17 protein-coding genes and 1 tRNA gene are annotated in these 18020 nt (G+C 63.3%); 12 read left to right on the top strand and 6 right to left on the bottom strand.

Translation table 11 applies throughout. The features are described 5' to 3' along the window. Positions 1–121: 121 nt before the first annotated feature. On the bottom strand, positions 122–961 hold the full coding sequence (locus FGE21_RS08790) for a MoxR family ATPase (protein ID WP_139662920.1): 840 nt from the start codon (positions 959–961) through the stop codon (positions 122–124). A gap of 187 nt (positions 962–1148) precedes the next feature. Between FGE21_RS08790 and dksA the strand changes: the two genes are divergently transcribed. Both dksA and FGE21_RS08780 read left to right on the top strand, forming a co-directional pair. Then, a complete protein-coding gene (gene dksA / locus FGE21_RS08785; protein ID WP_139662970.1) occupies positions 1149–1571 on the top strand; it encodes an RNA polymerase-binding protein DksA in 423 nt (140 codons plus the stop codon). 106 nt (positions 1572–1677) lie between these two features. Then, on the top strand, positions 1678–2868 hold the full coding sequence (locus FGE21_RS08780) for an FAD-dependent monooxygenase (RefSeq protein ID WP_139662919.1): 1191 nt from the start codon (positions 1678–1680) through the stop codon (positions 2866–2868). A 134-nt stretch (positions 2869–3002) separates the two neighbouring features. Here FGE21_RS08780 and xth read toward each other — a convergent pair whose 3' ends face one another. After that, on the bottom strand, positions 3003–3809 hold the full coding sequence (xth, locus tag FGE21_RS08775; RefSeq protein ID WP_139662918.1) for an exodeoxyribonuclease III: 807 nt from the start codon (positions 3807–3809) through the stop codon (positions 3003–3005). On the opposite strand from xth, the gene FGE21_RS08770 reads away from it, so the two are divergent. The 3 genes from FGE21_RS08770 (at position 3787) to FGE21_RS08755 (ending at position 6610) form a co-directional block, all read left to right on the top strand. Then, positions 3787–4107, top strand: a complete 321-nt coding sequence (locus FGE21_RS08770) for a hypothetical protein (protein ID WP_139662917.1) — start codon at positions 3787–3789, stop codon at positions 4105–4107. The genes xth and FGE21_RS08770 overlap by 23 nt on opposite strands. Positions 4108–4538: 431 nt before the next feature. Next, positions 4539–5603 (top strand): hypothetical protein, encoded by a 1065-nt coding sequence (locus FGE21_RS08760; RefSeq protein WP_139662915.1) that lies wholly within the window; start codon positions 4539–4541, stop codon positions 5601–5603. Next, the gene (locus FGE21_RS08755) at positions 5600–6610 is read left to right on the top strand and encodes a DMT family transporter (protein WP_139662914.1); all 1011 of its coding nucleotides are present in this window, start codon (positions 5600–5602) and stop codon (positions 6608–6610) included. The genes FGE21_RS08760 and FGE21_RS08755 overlap by 4 nt, the downstream gene beginning before the upstream one ends. 85 nt (positions 6611–6695) lie before the next feature. Here the strand turns inward: FGE21_RS08755 and FGE21_RS08750 are convergent, their stop codons facing one another. Beyond that, positions 6696–7019 (bottom strand): iron-sulfur cluster assembly accessory protein, encoded by a 324-nt coding sequence (locus tag FGE21_RS08750; protein WP_139662913.1) that lies wholly within the window; start codon positions 7017–7019, stop codon positions 6696–6698. A gap of 100 nt (positions 7020–7119) precedes the next feature. Here FGE21_RS08750 and FGE21_RS08745 point away from each other — a divergent pair, with 100 nt between their 5' ends. From FGE21_RS08745 to FGE21_RS08715, 7 genes are all read left to right on the top strand, one after another. Next, a complete protein-coding gene (locus tag FGE21_RS08745) occupies positions 7120–8262 on the top strand; it encodes a deoxyguanosinetriphosphate triphosphohydrolase (protein ID WP_139662912.1) in 1143 nt (380 codons plus the stop codon). A 100-nt stretch (positions 8263–8362) separates the two neighbouring features. Beyond that, positions 8363–10105: an arginine--tRNA ligase gene (gene argS / locus FGE21_RS08740; RefSeq protein WP_139662911.1), complete on the top strand. Its 1743-nt coding sequence runs from the start codon at positions 8363–8365 to the stop codon at positions 10103–10105. A 110-nt stretch (positions 10106–10215) separates the two neighbouring features. After that, a complete protein-coding gene (locus tag FGE21_RS08735; protein ID WP_139662910.1) occupies positions 10216–11628 on the top strand; it encodes an SPOR domain-containing protein in 1413 nt (470 codons plus the stop codon). Between the two features lie 4 nt (positions 11629–11632). Beyond that, positions 11633–12634: a beta-N-acetylhexosaminidase gene (gene nagZ / locus FGE21_RS08730; RefSeq protein ID WP_139662909.1), complete on the top strand. Its 1002-nt coding sequence runs from the start codon at positions 11633–11635 to the stop codon at positions 12632–12634. Continuing rightward, positions 12627–13427: a ScpA family protein gene (locus FGE21_RS08725; RefSeq protein WP_139662908.1), complete on the top strand. Its 801-nt coding sequence runs from the start codon at positions 12627–12629 to the stop codon at positions 13425–13427. The genes nagZ and FGE21_RS08725 overlap by 8 nt, the downstream gene beginning before the upstream one ends. 20 nt (positions 13428–13447) lie before the next feature. Then, a complete protein-coding gene (gene scpB, locus FGE21_RS08720; protein ID WP_139662969.1) occupies positions 13448–14110 on the top strand; it encodes an SMC-Scp complex subunit ScpB in 663 nt (220 codons plus the stop codon). A gap of 98 nt (positions 14111–14208) precedes the next feature. Then, positions 14209–14448, top strand: a complete 240-nt coding sequence (locus FGE21_RS08715) for a hypothetical protein (RefSeq protein ID WP_139662907.1) — start codon at positions 14209–14211, stop codon at positions 14446–14448. Between the two features lie 67 nt (positions 14449–14515). On the opposite strand, the gene FGE21_RS08710 is transcribed toward FGE21_RS08715, so the two are convergent. The 3 genes from FGE21_RS08710 to FGE21_RS08700 all read right to left on the bottom strand — a co-directional run bounded on the left by FGE21_RS08710 (position 14516) and on the right by FGE21_RS08700 (position 17986). Further along, complete coding sequence (locus FGE21_RS08710; RefSeq protein WP_139662906.1) at positions 14516–15595, bottom strand: 2'-deoxycytidine 5'-triphosphate deaminase; 1080 nt, start codon at positions 15593–15595, stop codon at positions 14516–14518. Between the two features lie 174 nt (positions 15596–15769). Continuing rightward, a tRNA-Pro gene (locus FGE21_RS08705) sits at positions 15770–15846 on the bottom strand. Between the two features lie 103 nt (positions 15847–15949). Beyond that, complete coding sequence (locus FGE21_RS08700) at positions 15950–17986, bottom strand: MerR family transcriptional regulator (protein WP_139662905.1); 2037 nt, start codon at positions 17984–17986, stop codon at positions 15950–15952. Positions 17987–18020: the final 34 nt, after the last annotated feature.

Raw genomic sequence — 18020 nt, 5'->3', positions numbered from 1 at the left:
GTCGAGCCTACTGCAATGGCGCAGAAATGCGGCAAGATTTTGAAGTCGGGGCAATGACAGGGCCGCGAGCTGTGCTTTTGGGGTTGCGACCCCTGCGACGGGGACGGGGCTGTGGCGGCGCCTAGCGGCCGCGTCTGGCCATGAAGGCCAGCCGTTCGAACAGATGCACGTCCTGTTCATTCTTGAGCAGAGCGCCATGCAGCTTGGGCAGGGCATTGACACCGTCGCGGGCCAGATCGGCGGGGGTCAGATCCTCGGCCAGCAGCAGCTTCAGCCAGTCGATCACCTCGGAGGTGGAGGGTTTTTTCTTCAGCCCCTGGGTCTCGCGGATCTCGTAGAACTGGGTCAGCGCGGCGGTGAGCAGGTCGGATTTGATCTCAGGGTGGTGCACCTCGACGATCTTCTTCATCGTCTCCGCATCCGGGAAGCGGATGTAGTGAAAGAAACAGCGGCGCAGAAAGGCGTCCGGCAGTTCCTTTTCGTTGTTGGAGGTGATGATCATGATCGGGCGATGGCGGGCACGAACAGTTTCGCCGGTCTCGTAGACGTGGAACTCCATCTTGTCGAGTTCCTGCAGCAGATCGTTGGGGAATTCGATGTCGGCCTTGTCGATTTCGTCGATCAGCAGGACGACCTTTTCATCCGCCTCGAAGGCCTCCCAGAGCTTGCCCTTGCGGATATAATTGCGTACATCATGCACCCGTTCGTCGCCCAGCTGGCTGTCGCGCAGACGGGACACCGCGTCATACTCATATAGCCCCTGCTGGGCGCGGGTGGTGGATTTGACGTTCCATTCGATCATGCGCAAACCGAGGGCATCGGAGACCTGTTTTGCCAGCTCCGTCTTGCCGGTTCCGGGTTCTCCCTTGACCAGCAAAGGGCGCTCCAATGTGACCGCTGCATTGACCGCGATCTTCAGGTCATCGGTGGCGACATAGTCCTTAGTGCCCTGAAATTGCATGGAGTCTCCTTTAGGCTGCGCCCTAATATTGCCGAATTGACATGCTAGGTGCAGGTTTAATCACAGCGTGGAATTATTGTGTAGTGACATTCGGCGCACATGGCGATAAACGCAGCGGCATGGGGGAGCTTTGATGCTTGGAAAATTTGCAGAGACCAAGGTGATGGGCCAGACCGAAGGAGCCGAAATGAAGCAGGAAACGTTTCTGCCGGAGGACTATCGCCCGGCTGAAGACGAGCCGTTCATGAACGAACGGCAGATGGAATATTTCCGCCGCAAGCTGTACAACTGGAAAGCCGAGCTTTTGGATGAAAGCCGTGACACCATTGAAGGCCTGCAGGAAAACACCCGTAATATTCCCGACGTGGCTGATCGTGCCAGCGAAGAGACCGACCGCGCGCTTGAGCTGCGCACCCGGGATCGTCAACGCAAACTTGTGGCCAAGATCGACTCTGCGATCCGTCGTATCGACGAGGGCGAGTATGGCTACTGCGAAGTCACCGGGGAACCAATTTCATTGAAACGGCTGGACGCGCGTCCGATTGCAACCATGAGCCTTGAGGCTCAGGAGCGGCACGAACGTCGAGAGAAGGTCCATCGCGACGATTAGGACCACCAAAAAAGTCCTACATCCACAAGTTTATGAAGCGCCGGGTCTTTTGATCCGGCGCTTTTTTGTTATGAGCGATGGCACGGGGAATGCAGGTCAGGGGCGAATGAACTTCAAGGACGTCAGAATATCGGTGGTCGGGGCGGGGATCGGTGGTCTCGCGGTGGCCTATCTGCTGCGTCAAAAGGGGGCGCAGGTCACGGTGCTGGAACAGGCCGAGGAGATCTCCGAGGTCGGTGCCGGTCTGCAGGTCACCCCGAACGGCGTCGCAGTGCTGCGGGCGATGGGGCTGGCGGATGATCTGGCCTGGTGTGCGCAACGGGCCCGCGCCGTGGTCCTGCGCCATCACGCCCATGGCCGCGAGGTGCTGCGGCTTGATCTGGACCAATATGCGCCGGACCTGCGGTATTATTTCGTGCATCGGGCCGATCTGATCCACCTGCTGGCCGATGCAGTGCGCCGCTCGGGCGTTCAGGTGCGCCTGTTGCAGAAGGTCAGCACAGTGGTGCCCGGCCCGCGTCCGGCGGTGCATCTGGCCAATGGGGCGAAGTGCCACGCGGACCTGGTCATCGGCGCTGACGGCATCCATTCGCGGGTGAGACCGGCCCTGAATGCAGTGCGCGCCCCCCGGTTCAGCGGCCAGGTGGCCTGGCGCGCGACGGTGCCCAATCGGCTGGGCCTGCCACCCGAGGCGCAGGTGTTCATGGGGCCTGGGCGGCATCTGGTGACCTATCCGATCAGGGATGGGTCAATGGTCAATCTGGTGGCTGCGCAGGCGCGACGGAATTGGGCCGAGGAAAGCTGGAGCCACGGCGACAATCCCGACAATCTCCGACAGGCCTTCGCCGGGTTTGGCGGCATCGCGCGGGAGCTGCTGGACACTGTGGACGAGGTCAAGCTGTGGGGCCTGTTTCGTCATCCGGTCGCACAGAACTGGGGGCAGGACGGCATTGCGTTGCTGGGGGATGCGGCGCATCCGACGCTCCCCTTCATGGCGCAGGGCGCGAATATGGCGCTGGAGGATGCCTATGCGCTGGTGGATTGCCTGGCGGCGGCTCCCGATATCGCGGCCGCCTTGTCGGCCTATCAGCTCCGGCGGCGGGCAAGGGCGGCTAAAGTGGTGGAGGCCGCCAGTGGCAATGCCTGGAAATACCACCTGCGGGCGCCGCTGAGCTGGCCTGCGCATGGGATTTTACGTCTGGCAGGCGCGCTGGCGCCGCAGCGCATGGTCAGTCAGTTCGACTGGATCTACCGCCACGATGAGACCCGGCAGGACCGGACGGCGCCCCGCCTGTAGCGGCAGCGGCCGGGCCGGTCCCCGGATGGCCCCCCCGTCGCGACCCCGCGCCGCTGCCCGGTCGCCACACGGAACGTTTTCCGGATCAGGGCGCAAGCGGGGCACAGAGCTCTGGCCCACAGATACCCGGGTCTTCAGAGGTCCAGTTCGACCCAGATCGGCACATGGTCGGAGGGTTTCTCGCGGGCGCGGATGTCCTTGTCGATCTGGCAGTCCAGCAACAGATCCGCCGCCTGCGGGCTCAGCAGAAAGTGGTCGATGCGGATGCCGTCGTTGCGGTTCCACGCGCCTGCCTGATAGTCCCAGAACGTGTAGTGGCCCGGGCCATGGGTGCGGCTGCGAAAGGCTTCGGTGAAGCCGAGGTTGACGATTCTGCGGAATGCATCGCGGCTTTCGGGCCGAAACAGCGCGTCGTCGCGCCAGACTTCGGGACGGCTGGCATCTTCGGCCTGGGGGATGATATTGTAGTCCCCGGCCATCAAGGCGGGCATCTCCTCCGCCAAAAGCGCCTCTGCACGGGCCCTGAGGCGCTCCATCCAGGCAAGTTTATAGGCGTATTTCCCGCCCGCAACCGGGCTGCCATCCGCGTTCAGCTCGACCGGGTTGCCGTTGGGCAGATAGAGGCCGCAGATTCGGATCGCCTGCTTGCCCACGACCGTCGCCTCGATCCATCGGGCCTGGGTGTCGCTGTCGTCGCCGGGCAGACCGCGTTGCACATCCTCAAGCGGCAGCTTTGACAGAATCGCCACCCCGTTGAACCCTTTTTGACCGTGGGTTTCCAGATTGTAGCCGCGGTCCTCGATCATCTCGCGCGGGAAGGCCTCATCGACGGATTTGATCTCCTGCAGCACGGCGACGTCGGGCTGGGCTTCGTCCAGCCAGTCCCCGAGCGCATTGAGGCGGGCCTTGATGCCGTTGATGTTGAAACTGGCGATCTTCATGTCGGTCTCCGTTCTGCGCTGTCCCGGGAGTTCTATCGCTGAAATCCCGCCGTCTCGCAAGCAATGCAGGCCCTGGCCCGGTGCTCTCTGGGCCGGGGCGCTCATGTATTTTCTGCTGCAGAATCAGGCAGTTTTGCCGCGCGTTTGGGCTCTGGTTGTCAGGCTCCGCAACTTTACCGGTATCAACCCTGAGGAATTAAAAACGCTTTGCAAAAATGGGCTTGTGAATTTTTCTGTGGATTTATTGTGGGCAAGTCGAATTGGTGACGGAAATCAATTTATTGATCACCACTATTAATGTGGCAGAGTTTTTTTATGTATTTTTCGACTGATTATTTTCTTGAATTATTTCACATGGCTGGCAGTTTTTGAATCATCGAACTTTTTGACGGAGAGAAAACAATGGTTGCTTTGAAAAAAACATATGTCGCGGTTCCTGCCGAAACAGGTGCTTTCGCAGGTGAGAATGTCGGCTTGTTCAGCTCGACCTGCCTCGGGGGGGAGCATGCCGGGTCACAGGTATCCCTATATAGTTCCACGTGTATTTCAGAATCGCAGAGCGACATGCACTCCGGCGACGCAACGCAGATGGTGTCGTCCACCTGCCTTGAGACCGCAAAGTAAGCCAGAGAGCGGAATACTGAGCAGCGCATTGCTGTGGCAGGAGTGATCCGAAATATTTTCGGGTCACTCGTCTATGATTTCAGAAATTGACGAATTGAGGATCGAATGGGTCAGGTTGTTTCCTTTTCCGCAGCGCGGGCGCGGTCTTCTCAGGCGCTTGTTCCGCAATTGATCGATAGTTTCGCCTCGTTTCGAAAGGATCGGCTGGATGTGCTCTGGCTGAAGGAGAATGCGGAGCTGCTGAACGTTTTAGAAACGTCAGGTTGTAAAACGCCCATGCTGGCGCTGGAGCCGCTTTTGCCATTTTACGAAGGCAGTTTGCGACATCTGAATTTCTTTCGCCAATACTACCGGTTCATCCTGTCGATCTGTCTCGACCTTGAGGATCTGGGGCTGCCGGGGGCGCGGGCGGAGGTGATGGCCGATTGGATCGCGCGACAGGATATCGCAGCAGGCGAGTTATCGGATCTGCAGCGGGCGGAGGCGCGGCGCCTGCTGGCGCGGCGCGGAGTCGAGCTGACCGGTGTCGATGGGCTGGACGACCGTTTGCGCGCCTTCATGCGGCAGAGCCGCAGCTTTGCGGTGCCCAATCGCAAGGCGGCCTATGAATTGACCCATATTGTGTTCTACCTGACGGAATACGGCCGGGCGCCGCTGGCGCTGGACCGGGAGGAACATCAAAGCCTGCTGTTTGCGGGATTGGTGGCCTATCTGGATCAGGATGCGGATCTGCTGGCGGAAATCTGTATCGCGCTGGTCTTCTGCAACGAGACCCCGCCGCAGGACTGGCAGGACTGGCTCGGGCAAAGAACGGCGCGTTTCACGCTGCGCCCGGCGCAGGGCCGGGTGGGGCAGGACGACTACCATCCCTACCTTATGTGCAATTGGTTTCAACGTCTGGTTGGACGCGAGGCTTTTTCTCAGGCAGACTGCACAGGGTCGGTAATGATCGAGGGGCCGCGTGGCTCCGGTGCGTTAAGGGGAATGTCCATGGCCCTCTATACTCTGCTTGATGAGGCTCCGGGGGGGTGGCTGCGGGTCCGCGATCCGCTGCTGGAGACGCTGAGCGTCGAGGATCGCAACGTGGTGCACCGGGCCGAACACAGCACGCCTCTGTTCGAACCATTCTTCGAGACCTTCGCCCGTTTCGGCCAGGTTGGCTCTGCATGAGGCTGTTGGCCCATGGTATATTGGCGGTGTTCGCCTATACCGGGCTGATTGCGGCAGCAGACGGTATCACCAAATTCATGGCCGCCGGATTTGCCCCGGCGCAGTTGTTCGCGGTGTCGGGGCTGTTGGTGGCCGGGTTCTGTTTCGCGGCCAGCCGGGTGCAGGGGCACCCTGATCGATTGCGCACGCGCTGCCCGGGGGGCATGGCGGTGCGGGCAGGGGCGACGGTGCTGGCCTGTACGTGTTTTTACTATGCGTTTCGCTATCTGGCGCTGGCAGAGGTGTTTGTCTTTGTCGCCCTGATGCCGTTGATGGCGGCGCTGTTGTCGGGGCTGATCCTCAAGGAACGTATTCGCCCTGCGGTCTGGCTTGCGCTCTGTGTCGGCGTGGTCGGGCTGTTGGTGATGCAGCCGGGGGTGCATGTGGGCGGGGTGCGTGGCTCCGTCCTGGCGATGGGGGGCATGAGTTTCGGCACGCTGTCGATCGTCATGGCGCGCTACGTCAGTCGCTACGACAGCAATGTGCTCGCGCAGGTGTTCTATCCGAATCTCACCCTGGGTCTGGTTATGCTGTGCCTGTTGCCCTTCGTGTGGCGGCCGATGACGCTGTTGGATTGCGGCTGGGTTGTGGCCTATGCGGTCCTGTTGTTCGGCGCCCGCTGGTTGCTGGTGCTGGCGCTGCGGCATCTGCCCGCCTATACGGTGGCGCCTCTTTTGAATCTGCAGTTCGTCTGGATGACCCTGATCGGCCTTGTCGCCTTTGGTGAAATTCCACTGGTCTCGACCTTTTTGGGGATGGCGGTCGTGGCCGCCTCCGGGGTCTTTTTGGTGTGGGATCAGATGCAATCTGCGGGCGCGGGGCGCTCGGCTTCTTCACGGGAGGAGAGCGCGGCACCACAGGTTCTGTCGCCTGCGCCGGTCAGCCGACGCGGGCGGTCACGCATGCGGGGCGGGACGCCTTCGGATGAGATGCAAACGCGGCGCGGCGCCTGGAGAGCGGGCCGGTAAACGTCGTGTTTTCAGTTGCCTGTGCGACTTTATGATCCGTGCTTGGCGGTCGCTCAACCGACAGAGCCGCCTCCACAGAGCTCACCTACATGGAGAACGAGGTGCCGCAGCCACAGCTTGAGGTCGCATTGGGATTCTCGATTGTGAAACGTGCCCCGATCAGCTCTTCGGTGAAGTCGATGACGGCGTTTTCGAGGAACGGCAGCGAAACCTCATCCACCACGACTTTTTGACCCTTGCCTTCCAGCACGAGATCATCGGGTTTTTGGGTGTCGAGCGCGATTTCGTACTGAAATCCGGAACAGCCGCCGCCTTCGACGGCGATGCGCAGGGCCTGACCCTGATCGGCAGCCCCGATCACGGCCAGCTGATCAAAGGCACGATCCGTCACTTTTGGGGGCAGTTGCATTCTGGTTTTCTCCGATGGCGTGTTGCAGCGTCTACAGGAATATAGAAAGGTGCGGGCGTTGCGACAAGATTTCCGATCAGAATTCCCGAGGAAAGAACATATGTACGCGCCCTATGCCACGATGCCCGACCGGTCGCGCGGTCGCCGTGTCCGCGAAGAAGAGAGCAGTTTCCGGTCGCCCTTCCAGCGGGACCGGGACAGGATCATCCATGCCAGCGCCTTTCGCAGATTAAAACACAAAACGCAGGTCTTTGTCGAACATGAGGGCGACAATTATCGTACCCGGCTGACCCATACCATCGAAGTGGCGCAGGTGGCGCGCACCATTGCGGGGGCGCTCGGGCTCAATCAGGAGCTGACCGAGGCGGTCGCGTTGGCGCATGATCTGGGCCACACGCCCTTTGGCCACACCGGCGAGGATGCGCTGCACGAGATGATGGCCCCCTATGGCGGCTTTGATCACAACGCGCAGGCGATCCGGATCGTCACCGTGCTGGAGCGCCACTATGCGGAGTTTGACGGGCTGAACCTGACCTGGGAAACGCTGGAGGCGATTGCAAAGCATAATGGCCCGGTGGTGGGGGAGCTGCCCTGGGCGCTGGCCTCCTGTAATGCCACGGTCGATCTGGAACTCTCCACCCATGCCAGCGCCGAGGCGCAGGTGGCGGCGCTGGCGGATGACGTGGCCTACAACAATCACGATCTGCACGATGGGCTGCGCGCGGGGCTGTTCACGGACGACGACATCTGCGCGCTTCCGATCATCGGCCCGGCCTATGCCGAGGTGGATGCGGCCTATCCGGGGCTCGACCAGAGCCGACGACGGCATGAGGCGCTGCGGCGGGTCTTCGGGGTCATGGTGGGCGATGTGATCGACACTTCCCGGGCGAGGATCGCATGCTCCGGTGCGGCCTCCGTCGAGGAGATCCGGGCGCTGGGCTACGCGGTGGTGACGTTCTCGCCGGAGATCTGGTCCCAGCTGAAGGAGATCCGGGCGTTTCTCTTCACCCGGATGTATCGTGCACCATCGGTGATGGTGGTGCGGGAGCGGGTGTCCCGGGTGGTGCAGGCGCTGTTTGCCTATTACCTCGCCCATACGATGGACATGCCCGAGCGTTGGCACGATGAGATCCGCGCGGCCCGGACGGAGACGGACCGGGCGCGGATCGTGTCGGATTACATCGCGGGCATGACGGACCGGTTTGCGCTGCATCTCCATGAGGAGCTGGGGCTGGCGGGCTAGGCCGGATGGGGAGTGGGGCGGCGGTGGCGCGGGCGCTTCTCCGGTTGACCCAGAGCGCGCCCCTCGGTATCCGCTGACCTGACGCAATGGGATGCCAGACATGAACCTCTTTACCGATATCCGTACGCTTGTGATTGACAGCCTCGCGGCCATGACGGCCGAAAGGATCCTGCCCGAGGGGCTTGATTTCGCCAATGTGGCGGTCGAGCCGCCGCGCGATGCGGCGCATGGCGATATGGCAACCAATGCGGCCATGGTGCTGGCCAAACCTGCGGCGATGAAGCCCCGCGATATCGCTGAGGCGCTGGCGGCAAAGCTGGCGCAGGACGCGCGGGTGACCTCGGCCGAGGTGGCCGGGCCCGGATTTTTGAACCTGCGGCTGGATGTGTCGGTCTGGCAGAGCGTGCCGGGCCGGGTACTGGGCGACGGGCTCGCCTATGGGCGCTCTGACATGGGGCAGGGCAAAAAGGTCAATGTGGAATATGTGTCCGCCAACCCGACCGGGCCGCTGCATGTGGGGCATACGCGGGGGGCGGTCTTTGGCGACGCGCTGGCGAGCCTGCTGGATTTCGCGGGCTATGAGGTCACGCGGGAATACTACATCAATGACGGCGGCGCGCAGGTTGATGTGCTCGCGCGGTCGGCCTATCTGCGCTATCTTGAGGCCCATGGCCAGACGGTGGAATTCCCGGACGGCACCTATCCGGGGGAATACCTCCGGGACGTGGGGGCCGCACTGAAGGCGGAATTCGGCGCGGCCTTTGTAGGCCAGCCGGAAGCGGTCTGGCTGGAGCAGGTGCGTGATTTTTCCACCGGCATGATGATGGATCTGATCCGCGAGGATCTGGCCATGCTGGGCGTCAAGATGGACGTCTTCTACTCGGAAAAATCGCTCTACGGCACCGGCAAGATCGAGGCGGCGCTGGCAAATCTCGAGAGCAAGGGGTTGATCTACGAAGGCGTGCTGGAGCCGCCAAAGGGCAAGAAGCCCGAGGATTGGGAGCCGCGCGAACAGACCCTGTTCCGCTCGACGGATCACGGCGACGATGTGGACCGCCCGGTCAAGAAATCCGATGGCGCCTGGACCTATTTCGCCCCGGATATCGCCTATCACTATGACAAGGTCAGCCGTGGCTACGACATGCTGATCGACATCTTCGGGGCCGACCACGGCGGCTATGTCAAGCGGATGAAGGCGGCGGTGTCGGCTTTGTCCGATGGCAAGGTGCCGCTGGATGTGAAGCTCTGCCAGTTGGTGAAGCTGTTCAAGGACGGTCAGGAATTCAAGATGTCCAAGCGGGCAGGGACCTTTGTCACCCTGCGCGATGTGGTCGAGGCCGTCGGGCCGGATGTGACCCGGTTCATGCTGCTGACACGCAAGAACGATCAGGGATTTGACTTTGATCTCGACAAGGCGCTGGAGCAGTCCAAGGACAACCCGGTGTTTTATGTGCAATACGCCAATGCGCGGATCAACTCGACCCTGCGCAAGGCGGTCGAGGCCGGCGTGGCCACGGATGACGCCACCCTGGAGGGGGCGGATCTTGCGCTGCTGAGCCACCCGGCGCAGCTCACGGTGACGCGCAAGCTTGCCGAATGGCCACGGCAGGTCGATATTGCGGCGCGCAGCAACGAACCGCACCGCATCGCCTTTTACCTGTTCGATCTGGCATCCGATCTGCACGCGCTCTACCATCTCGGCAAATCTGATCATAGTTTACGATTTGTTAATGAGAGCAGCCAATTGGCAACACATGCTAATTTGGCGCTGGCGCGGGCTGTTTCCATTGTCATTTCTGCCGGGCTTGGTATTCTTGGCGTAACTCCGGCGCAGGAGATGTGACACCAAAGTCACCCGAACCGCCGGTCTGAGGCAGATCAAGAGACCCGACACGCCTGCTGTCCCGCTGTGAAAACGGTGGGAGTCCGGCGGTGACGGGCAGTGAGGCGGATATGGCATATTTTGCACAGGTTGGCGCGGGCGCCAGCTCTTCCACGGGTGATGGCGACTCTGGTGGCTCTGCGTTTGACCCTTTTTCCTCGCATCAATATTCCCGGGCGCCGGCGCAGGAGCAGGCCCATTCCGCAGCGCCCGTATCGCATGCAGGGGCACACGTGGCGCCAAACGCGCCGGATGCGGGGTTCCCGAGTTTTGGATATAGCGCATCGGCGGCGGTGACGCGGACGCCTCTGACTGCGGCTGCCCCGTCTGGGTCAGTGGCCGGGTTTGCGGCCGGGTCAGTCGCCGGGTCAGGGCCTGGGGCCTATCCCGAGGCCGGATATGATTATGTCGATGACTACGGAGACGGCTACTCGGGGGATGAGGATGCATTGTTTGCGCCACCCTCAGCACCGCGCGGAGAGCTGGGCCGGATGGCGGGTGTTCTGGGCGCGGCGGCTTCGCTGGCGCTTGTGGTGGCGATCTCCGTCTGGGGCTACAAGCTGATCATGCGGGACGTCAGCGGCGTTCCGGTGGTGAGCGCGGTCTCCGGTCCCATGCGCATCGCGCCCGAAGATCCCGGCGGCGAAACGGCGGACCATCAGGGCCTGGCGGTGAATGCGGTTGCGGCCAATGGCATCGCCGAGGATCCGGCCGATACCCTGCGACTGGCACCACAGGCGATTGCGCTCACCGAGGATGATCAGCCGATCCCGGCCCTGACCGAAGCGGCAGAGGCCGAAGCCGCGCTGGATCAGGAATTTGCCGCCGCGCTTGAAGCCGAGGCCGAGAACCGACTGGCGGCGCTGGATCTTGCCACGGATGAGGCCATGGAACAGACCGTTGATATGGCGGCTGCGACCCTGTCGCCCATCGAGCGGCGCAGTGACGACATCAACGCATTGGTCGCCTCGCTGACGGAGGGCGCCGTGCCGTTGCAGGATCTGCGCGAGACCTCGGCGGCCATCGTGCAGCCTGATCCGGTTGCCGGAGCAGGGGGGCTGGCGTCAGTTGCGTCGGTGCGAGTCCCGGCGGCGATCCGCAATGCGCCCGGCGTGCGGGTCACCCCGCGGCCTCAGGTGCGCCCGGCCCGGTTTGCCCCGGCTCCGGCGGCGTCCGAAACCCCTGAAACAGAACGCCGCGTGGCCGTTGATGTGGCGGCAGACAGCCTGGCCGTCGGCACCCGTCTTGCCCAGCTCGGGGCCTATGAAAGCGCCGAGGTCGCCCGCAGCGAGTGGGCCCGGATCAGCGCGAAGTTCGGCGATTATTTCGACGACAAGGCCCGTGTGGTGCAGCGCGCAGAGAGCGGCGGGCGCATTTTCTATCGGCTGCGGGCCCATGGGTTTGAGGATCTCTCGGACGCGCGCCGGTTCTGTTCTGCTCTGGTCGCGGGCAATGCCGATTGCATCCCGGTCACCATGCGCTGAGCGGATGCGGTACGGAGCCACGATCCTCGACGCCGAAGGTCTGCGTCTGACGGCCGATGAAAAGGCGCTGTTTCGCGAGGCAGCGCCTTTTGGCTTTATCCTGTTTGCCCGCAACGTTGACAGTGCGGATCAGCTACGCGCCCTCTGCGACGAGCTGCGCGAGGCGGCGGGTCACGACTGTCTGATCACCATCGATCAGGAAGGCGGGCGGGTCCAGCGGCTGCGGGCGCCTTTGGCCCGAGACTGGAGACCGGCGCTGGAGCATGCGGAGGCGGCGTCTGACCCGCTGCGGGCGATGTATCTGCGGGCGCGTCTGATTGCGGCCGAGCTTCATGCGCTGGGGATCGACAGCAACTGCGCCCCGCTGGCCGATATTGCCGGGACAGAGACCCATCCATTTTTGAAAAACCGCTGTTATGGCAGCGAGTTGCAGTCCGTTGTTGATCGTGCGCGCGCCTGTGCGCAGGGCCTTCTGGACGGCGGCGTCGTGCCGGTGATGAAACATATCCCCGGACATGGGCGGTCGAGCATGGACAGCCATCATGATCTGCCCCATGTGACGGCGCCGGCAGAGCTGCTGCGTCGGGAGGATTTTGCAGCCTTCACGGCGCTGCGCGATCTGCCGATGGCGATGACGGCGCATCTGGTCTACGACGCCTTTGACGCGCGCCCCGCGACCCTGTCGCCGGTGATGATGGAGGTGATCCGTCAGGACATCGGCTATGACGGCTTGGTGATGACGGATGACATCTCGATGAAGGCCCTGCAGGGGGCGCCGCAGACCCTGGCGCGCGCGGCGCTGGACGCGGGCTGCGACGTGGCGCTGTTCTGCAATGCGCCGCTGGCGGAGCGTGCGGCGGTTGCCGAGGCCGCAGGCGCGATGAACGCAACCGCCCAAAGGCGCGCCGAGGCGGCCCTGGCCTGCCGCAGGACACCGACGGCGCTTGACACAGAGGCGGCTGAAGCGGAACTATCTGCCCTGATGGGCGGACAGGTATATGGCTGACGAAGAGACGCTATTTTCAGAAGATGCGCGGCTTTCGGTCGAGGAGCGCCTCGAGGCGGAGGCGCTGATCGTTGACGTGCATGGGTTTGAGGGCCCGCTTGACCTGTTGCTGACCCTGTCACGCACGCAAAAGGTGGACCTGCGCCAGATCTCGGTCTACGAGCTCGCCCGGCAATATCTGACCTTTGTGGAGAAGGCCAAGGAGCTGCGGATCGAACTGGCGGCGGATTATCTGGTGATGGCGGCCTGGCTGGCCTTTCTGAAATCCCGCTTGCTGCTGCCGCCGGACCCCACCGAAGACGGCCCCTCGGGCGCGGAGCTGGCGGCGCATCTGGCGTTCCAGCTGGAGCGTCTTCAGGCGATGCGCGACGCGGCGGCGCGGCTGATGGGGCGGGACCGGCTGGGGCGGGATTTCTTTGCTCGCGGCCAATCCGAGGACGTGCAGCGCATCAAGACGGTGACCTATACCGCCAACCTTCTGGATCTGATGCAGGGCTATGCGCGCATTCGGACCAAGGATGAATTCCGCCCCTTTGTGATGGATCGCGACAGCGTCTACACCATGGAAGAAGCACTCGAACGCATGCGGGGGCTTTTGGGATTTACCGGCAGCTGGACCGATATGCTGAGCTACCTGCCCGATGGCTGGCACAGCGATCCGGTGCGGCGGCGCTCTGCCACGGCGGCCACATTCGCGGCCTCGCTGCAGCTGGTAAAAGAGGGTAGGATGGAAATCCGCCAGAGCGAGAGCTTTGCCCCGATACAGCTGCGCAACCGGCCTGAGGACACGTAATGGAAGACCACCCAAGCCATATGCCGGACGCGCCGCGCCCGGATGCCCACAATGAGAGCCTGTTCGATGCCCCCCCGATGGCAGAGCAGGAGCGTATGGTCGAGGCGGTCCTGTTTGCCAGCAGCGAACCGGTGACGGTGCGGGATCTGGAAGCGCGCATGCCCCATGGCTGCTCCGCCGGCGAGGCGTTGGAATATCTGCGCAAACGCTATGAGGGGCGCGGTGTGCGAGTGGTTCGGGTGGGCGATGCCTGGGCGATGCGGACGGCGCCGGATCTCGGGTTTCTGTTGCAAAAGGAAACGGTAGAGACCCGCAAACTGTCCCGCGCTGCCATCGAGACACTGGCGATCATTGCCTATCATCAGCCGGTGACGCGGGCGGAAATCGAAGAAATCCGTGGTGTTTCCGTGTCGCGGGGGACCATTGATCAGCTCCTGGAGATGGAGTGGATCCGGCTGGGGCGGCGCAAGATGACTCCGGGGCGGCCGGTGACATTTGTGGTCACGCCGACCTTCCTTGATCAATTCGGTCTGGAAAGTGCGCGCGACCTGCCCGGCCTGAAAGAGCTGCGCGCGGCGGGGCTGTTGGAAAACCGTCCGCCCCCCGGTGCCTTTCCGATCGGTCAGGGCGACAGCGAGGACCATCGCGACGACGTCGAACAGCCGGAACTGTTTGAGGACTAGGCCGCCGACCGTCGAAATGCGGGATTTTCCGGTCGTTTGCCCCTATATAGGGAGGTAGGCGACGTGAACCACTGATCTGAGCGGAAACGAGGGTGCCCATGGGATTTGACCGAATTGCCAATATGCTGCTGCGCCGCCTGATCGGGCGGGTGATGAATATCGGCATCAATGCGGGCATCAATGCGATGTCGGGGCGGGGCAAGGGCTCTGCTGCTGGGAGCGGCGCGCCTGTGGCCGGTCGCACTGCCGCCGAGGAAAAAGAGCGACTGCGGGTGAGGGCGCTGCGGCAGGCGCGCCGGGAACGCCGGGCAGAGCGGGAGAAGGAGCGCGAAGGCTGACTGCCATGGCGTGACGGGGGAAGGCGTGACGGGCAGGGTCGCAGCGCGCACGTGCGCGCGTCCGGGACTACTTCGGCGTCTTGAAATGTTTGGATAATTTCAGGCCCTGACCCTGATAGTTGGAGGCAATGCCCGCGCCATAGAGCTGATCCGGAAGCGCGGCCATGCGCTCATAGACCAGACGGCCGACCACCTGACCGTGTTCCAGCACGAAGGGGGCCTCGTGACAGCGCACTTCGAGCACCCCGCGAGAGCCTGCACCACCGGCCGCCACATGACCAAATCCGGGATCGAAAAAGCCCGCGTAATGCACCCGGAACTCGCCCACCATGGCCAGATAGGGCGCCATTTCAGCGGCGTATTCGGGGGGGATATGCACCGCCTCCCGGCTCACGAGAATATAGAAGGCGCCGGGGTCGAGGATGATACGGCCCTGATCGCTGCGCACTTCCTCCCAATAGTCGCGGGCCTCATAGGCGCCGATACGGTCAAGATCAATCACGCCCGTATGCGGTTTGGCCCGGTAGCCCACGAGGTCCGTATCCGGCAGGCGCAGGTCAACGGAAAAGCCGAGCCCGTCTTCGATCACCGCCTCGCCATCCACAAGCGGCATTTCGGCGTGAAGGGCGGCCAGTTCGCGGTCGCTCAACACGGATTGGCCGTCGCGAAAGCGGATCTGGTTCAGACGCATGCCCGGTCGCGCCAGAACCGAGAAGGAGCGCGGACAGATCTCGGCATAGAGGGGGCCGTGATAGCCGGCGCGGATGCGGTCGAATTCCTCGCCCCCGTCAGTGATGGTCCGGGTCAGCAGGTCCAGCCGTCCGGTGGAGCTTTTGGCATTGGCGACGGCGGTCACATTGGCGGGCAGCGCCAGTGATTCCATCAGCGGGACCACATAGACACAGCCCTTTTCCAGCACCGCACCATCGCGCAGATCAATACGGTGCATCTCAAATTCCTGCAGCCGGTCCGCCACGCTGCGGCCCTGTCCGGCAAGAAACGACGCCCGTACGCGGTAGGCAATGGTGCCCAACCGCAAATCCAGACTGGCGGGCTGGATCTGTCCCTCCAGAAGCGGTTCGGCCAGAGCAATCTCACCACGGTCGACCATTGTCTGGATCGTCTGGCTGGGTAAAACACCGGTCATCTGCGGTTTCCCTCGTTCATCGCGTTCCGGGAATGCTGGCGCAATTTCCCACAGGCCACAATCGCCTTGTCACCCACACAGAGCCGCTTGTGCAAAAATACCATGGAAAACCAAAGACAAAGCAGGCAGCGGATACACAAACGCCCGAGCGACGAACGCTCGGGCGTTTTGTTTTGGTCGGGCTAGCAGGACTCGAACCTGCGACCTTCCGTCCCCCAGACGGACGCGCTACCAGGCTGCGCCATAGCCCGTTGAGGGTGCTTTCTACCTCTTTTTGCAGCGGGGGCAAGGGGCGATTTCGCTTTTCCGGTGCTTTTTCAATGTGGCAGCGACAGGGTCTGTGGTGGCAGAGGATCAGCCCCGTGACAGGGTGTTGCGCAAGTCCTCTGCAATCTCGCTCAACTGGCTGCGCATATCGGGGGACAGGGCCGGAAGGGCAGAGAGGCGGCGCAACAGCCCCGGCACGCTCTCGACCGTGACTTCATCGGCGATCTCGATCACCCGGGCACGGGGGGCAGGTCCCTCTTGCGCCGCGGCGAGGGCGGGGTCGGAGGACACTGGCTCCGCATCTGTCGCGTCAGGCAGCGGCCCGGCCTGGGGTGTGGTCCCGGCATCAGATTCTGCGGTCGACGGAGCCTCGACACCATGGTCTTCGGCGACAAAGGCTTCTGCGACTGGCTCGTCGGCTATCGGGGGCTCAGCTATCGGAGCGTCGGCTGCCGCGTCTTCCGCTGCCGGGGCGTCCGCCAGAGGCTCTTGCTCCTCTGGGGTGCCGAGCCGTGGATCTTCTGTCTGCGCAGAGGCGCTCTGCTCTGCATCGGCAGGCGCGGCCTCTTCGAAAGCGTCGGCTTCATGCTCCGTCGGATCGGTGAGGGGCGCGGCATCCGCAGACATAGCAGGACCCTCCGGCGCTGGGGCTTCCTGCGCACCATCGGCGTCCGATCCGGCCAATGGCTCTTCTGGGAAATCGGGGGCGGCAAGGTTCATTGCCGGTTCGGCGGCATCTGCAGCCACCATCGGCGCGGCTTCGGCTTCGGCTTCGGCCTCGGGCAGAGCGGGGGCTTCGGTATCGTCAGTCGGCGCGGTGTGCCCGAAGGTGGCATCCTCCGGCTCCTCCTGCCCGCCGTCGTTGCTGCCTGCGTCGGGGGCCTGCTCCGATTCGGGCCCTGGGGCCGTTTCCGGCATGTCCCCGGTGGCCGGATATGGGGTGGGGGTCTCATCTGGCGATGCGTCAGGCGAGTCTGCGGCCGGCTCGTCGGACGGGTCCGCGGCATCCCCACCGAAGGCGGCGTCATCCTGGGCGATCTGGTCCGGTGCCTCTGCGGTCGGCGTTTCATCGGGAAAGTGGGATGTCTGATCGGCGATCACGTCGGTGGCTTCGGCGTCCGGATCCATCGAGGCCACGGCGTCCTGCGGCGCGGGGCCTGTGATGTCGTCCGACAGGGGAGCGAGCGGCATGTCATCGGCATCAGCGGGCATGTCATCGACGGAGGGGGCGGCAAAGAAATCCTGCTGTGCCTCCGCAGTACCGGCGGCATCGGGGGCAATGCCGCCACCTGCGGGTTGCAGCGCCGAGGGCTGTCGCATCTCGCGGTCAGGGGCAGCGGCGTCGGGCAGATCCATCGGCATCGCCATTTGCTCTGATCCGGGGGCGGGTGGGGCGAGGTCGCTGTCGGCATCAGCCGCAGGCTCCGCAGAAGCTGGCTCTGTAGGAACGGGGGGCGTCGTGGTACCGTCCTCTGCGGGGGGCTCCATGCCAAGCGAGGCGGAGTCGGGCGTGGCGGGCTGTTCCTGTTCGATCTCCCCCGCGAGCGGGAATGGTGCCGCGTCGGATGCCGCATGGTCCGCATCGTCGACGGCCGTCTTCGCAGGGGCGGCGTTGTCCTTGGGAACCTCCGAAAAGTCCGATAATGACGGTGGGATCTGCTGTTGCGCGGCTGAGAGCGGCGGGGCCAGAGGTGGCAGTCGCCGCGAGGCGCTGGCGCGTTCCTCCGGCGGATCCCGGTCTGCGGGTGACCGGCGCTGGACTTTGGGCGCGGGCTCGGCGCCGTCTGGCTGATCTGCCCATTTGCTGACCGGCGCGGGCGGGCCGTCGAGGTCCTCCGCTTCGTCCGCTTCGAGCGGCTTGGAGAGCGATTGGACGTGTTGCACGCCCTTGTCGCGGATCAGCGCCTGAGTGTCTTTGATCGACAGGCCCTCTTCATGGAGGAGATGCTGAATCCCGCCGAGCAGGAGCATATCGTTGGGGCGGTAGTACCGACGCCCCCCCGCCCGTTTGACCGGTTTGACCTGGGTGAACTTGCTTTCCCAGAACCGCAGCACATGCGCCTGGATTTCAAGCCAATCTGCGACTTCGCTGATGGTGCGAAAGGCGTCAGGAGACTTGGACATAGGGCGACCCTTCTGAAACTACACTACGGCCAGT

The organism is Phaeobacter sp. B1627, assembly GCF_006265095.1.
GTDB lineage: Bacteria > Pseudomonadota > Alphaproteobacteria > Rhodobacterales > Rhodobacteraceae > Epibacterium.
The sequence above is the reverse complement of the archived record's forward strand: the minus strand, read 5'-3'. Positions and strand labels throughout refer to the sequence as shown.

Bases quoted from the DNA above. Each gene is read 5' to 3' on its own strand.
- FGE21_RS08750 (WP_139662913.1), bottom strand. From the start codon at position 7,019: ATGCAACTGCCCCCAAAAGTGACGGATCGTGCCTTTGATCAGCTGGCC.
- FGE21_RS08755 (WP_139662914.1), top strand. From the start codon at position 5,600: ATGAGGCTGTTGGCCCATGGTATATTGGCGGTGTTCGCCTATACCGGG.
- FGE21_RS08735 (WP_139662910.1), top strand. From the start codon at position 10,216: ATGGCATATTTTGCACAGGTTGGCGCGGGCGCCAGCTCTTCCACGGGT.
- FGE21_RS08725 (WP_139662908.1), top strand. From the start codon at position 12,627: ATGGCTGACGAAGAGACGCTATTTTCAGAAGATGCGCGGCTTTCGGTC.
- scpB (WP_139662969.1), top strand. From the start codon at position 13,448: ATGCCGGACGCGCCGCGCCCGGATGCCCACAATGAGAGCCTGTTCGAT.
- FGE21_RS08790 (WP_139662920.1), bottom strand. From the start codon at position 961: ATGCAATTTCAGGGCACTAAGGACTATGTCGCCACCGATGACCTGAAG.
- FGE21_RS08700 (WP_139662905.1), bottom strand. From the start codon at position 17,986: ATGTCCAAGTCTCCTGACGCCTTTCGCACCATCAGCGAAGTCGCAGAT.
- dksA (WP_139662970.1), top strand. From the start codon at position 1,149: ATGAAGCAGGAAACGTTTCTGCCGGAGGACTATCGCCCGGCTGAAGAC.
- nagZ (WP_139662909.1), top strand. From the start codon at position 11,633: ATGCGGTACGGAGCCACGATCCTCGACGCCGAAGGTCTGCGTCTGACG.
- xth (WP_139662918.1), bottom strand. From the start codon at position 3,809: ATGAAGATCGCCAGTTTCAACATCAACGGCATCAAGGCCCGCCTCAAT.
- FGE21_RS08710 (WP_139662906.1), bottom strand. From the start codon at position 15,595: ATGACCGGTGTTTTACCCAGCCAGACGATCCAGACAATGGTCGACCGT.
- argS (WP_139662911.1), top strand. From the start codon at position 8,363: ATGAACCTCTTTACCGATATCCGTACGCTTGTGATTGACAGCCTCGCG.
- FGE21_RS08715 (WP_139662907.1), top strand. From the start codon at position 14,209: ATGGGATTTGACCGAATTGCCAATATGCTGCTGCGCCGCCTGATCGGG.
- FGE21_RS08780 (WP_139662919.1), top strand. From the start codon at position 1,678: ATGAACTTCAAGGACGTCAGAATATCGGTGGTCGGGGCGGGGATCGGT.
- FGE21_RS08760 (WP_139662915.1), top strand. From the start codon at position 4,539: ATGGGTCAGGTTGTTTCCTTTTCCGCAGCGCGGGCGCGGTCTTCTCAG.
- FGE21_RS08770 (WP_139662917.1), top strand. From the start codon at position 3,787: ATGTTGAAACTGGCGATCTTCATGTCGGTCTCCGTTCTGCGCTGTCCC.
- FGE21_RS08745 (WP_139662912.1), top strand. From the start codon at position 7,120: ATGTACGCGCCCTATGCCACGATGCCCGACCGGTCGCGCGGTCGCCGT.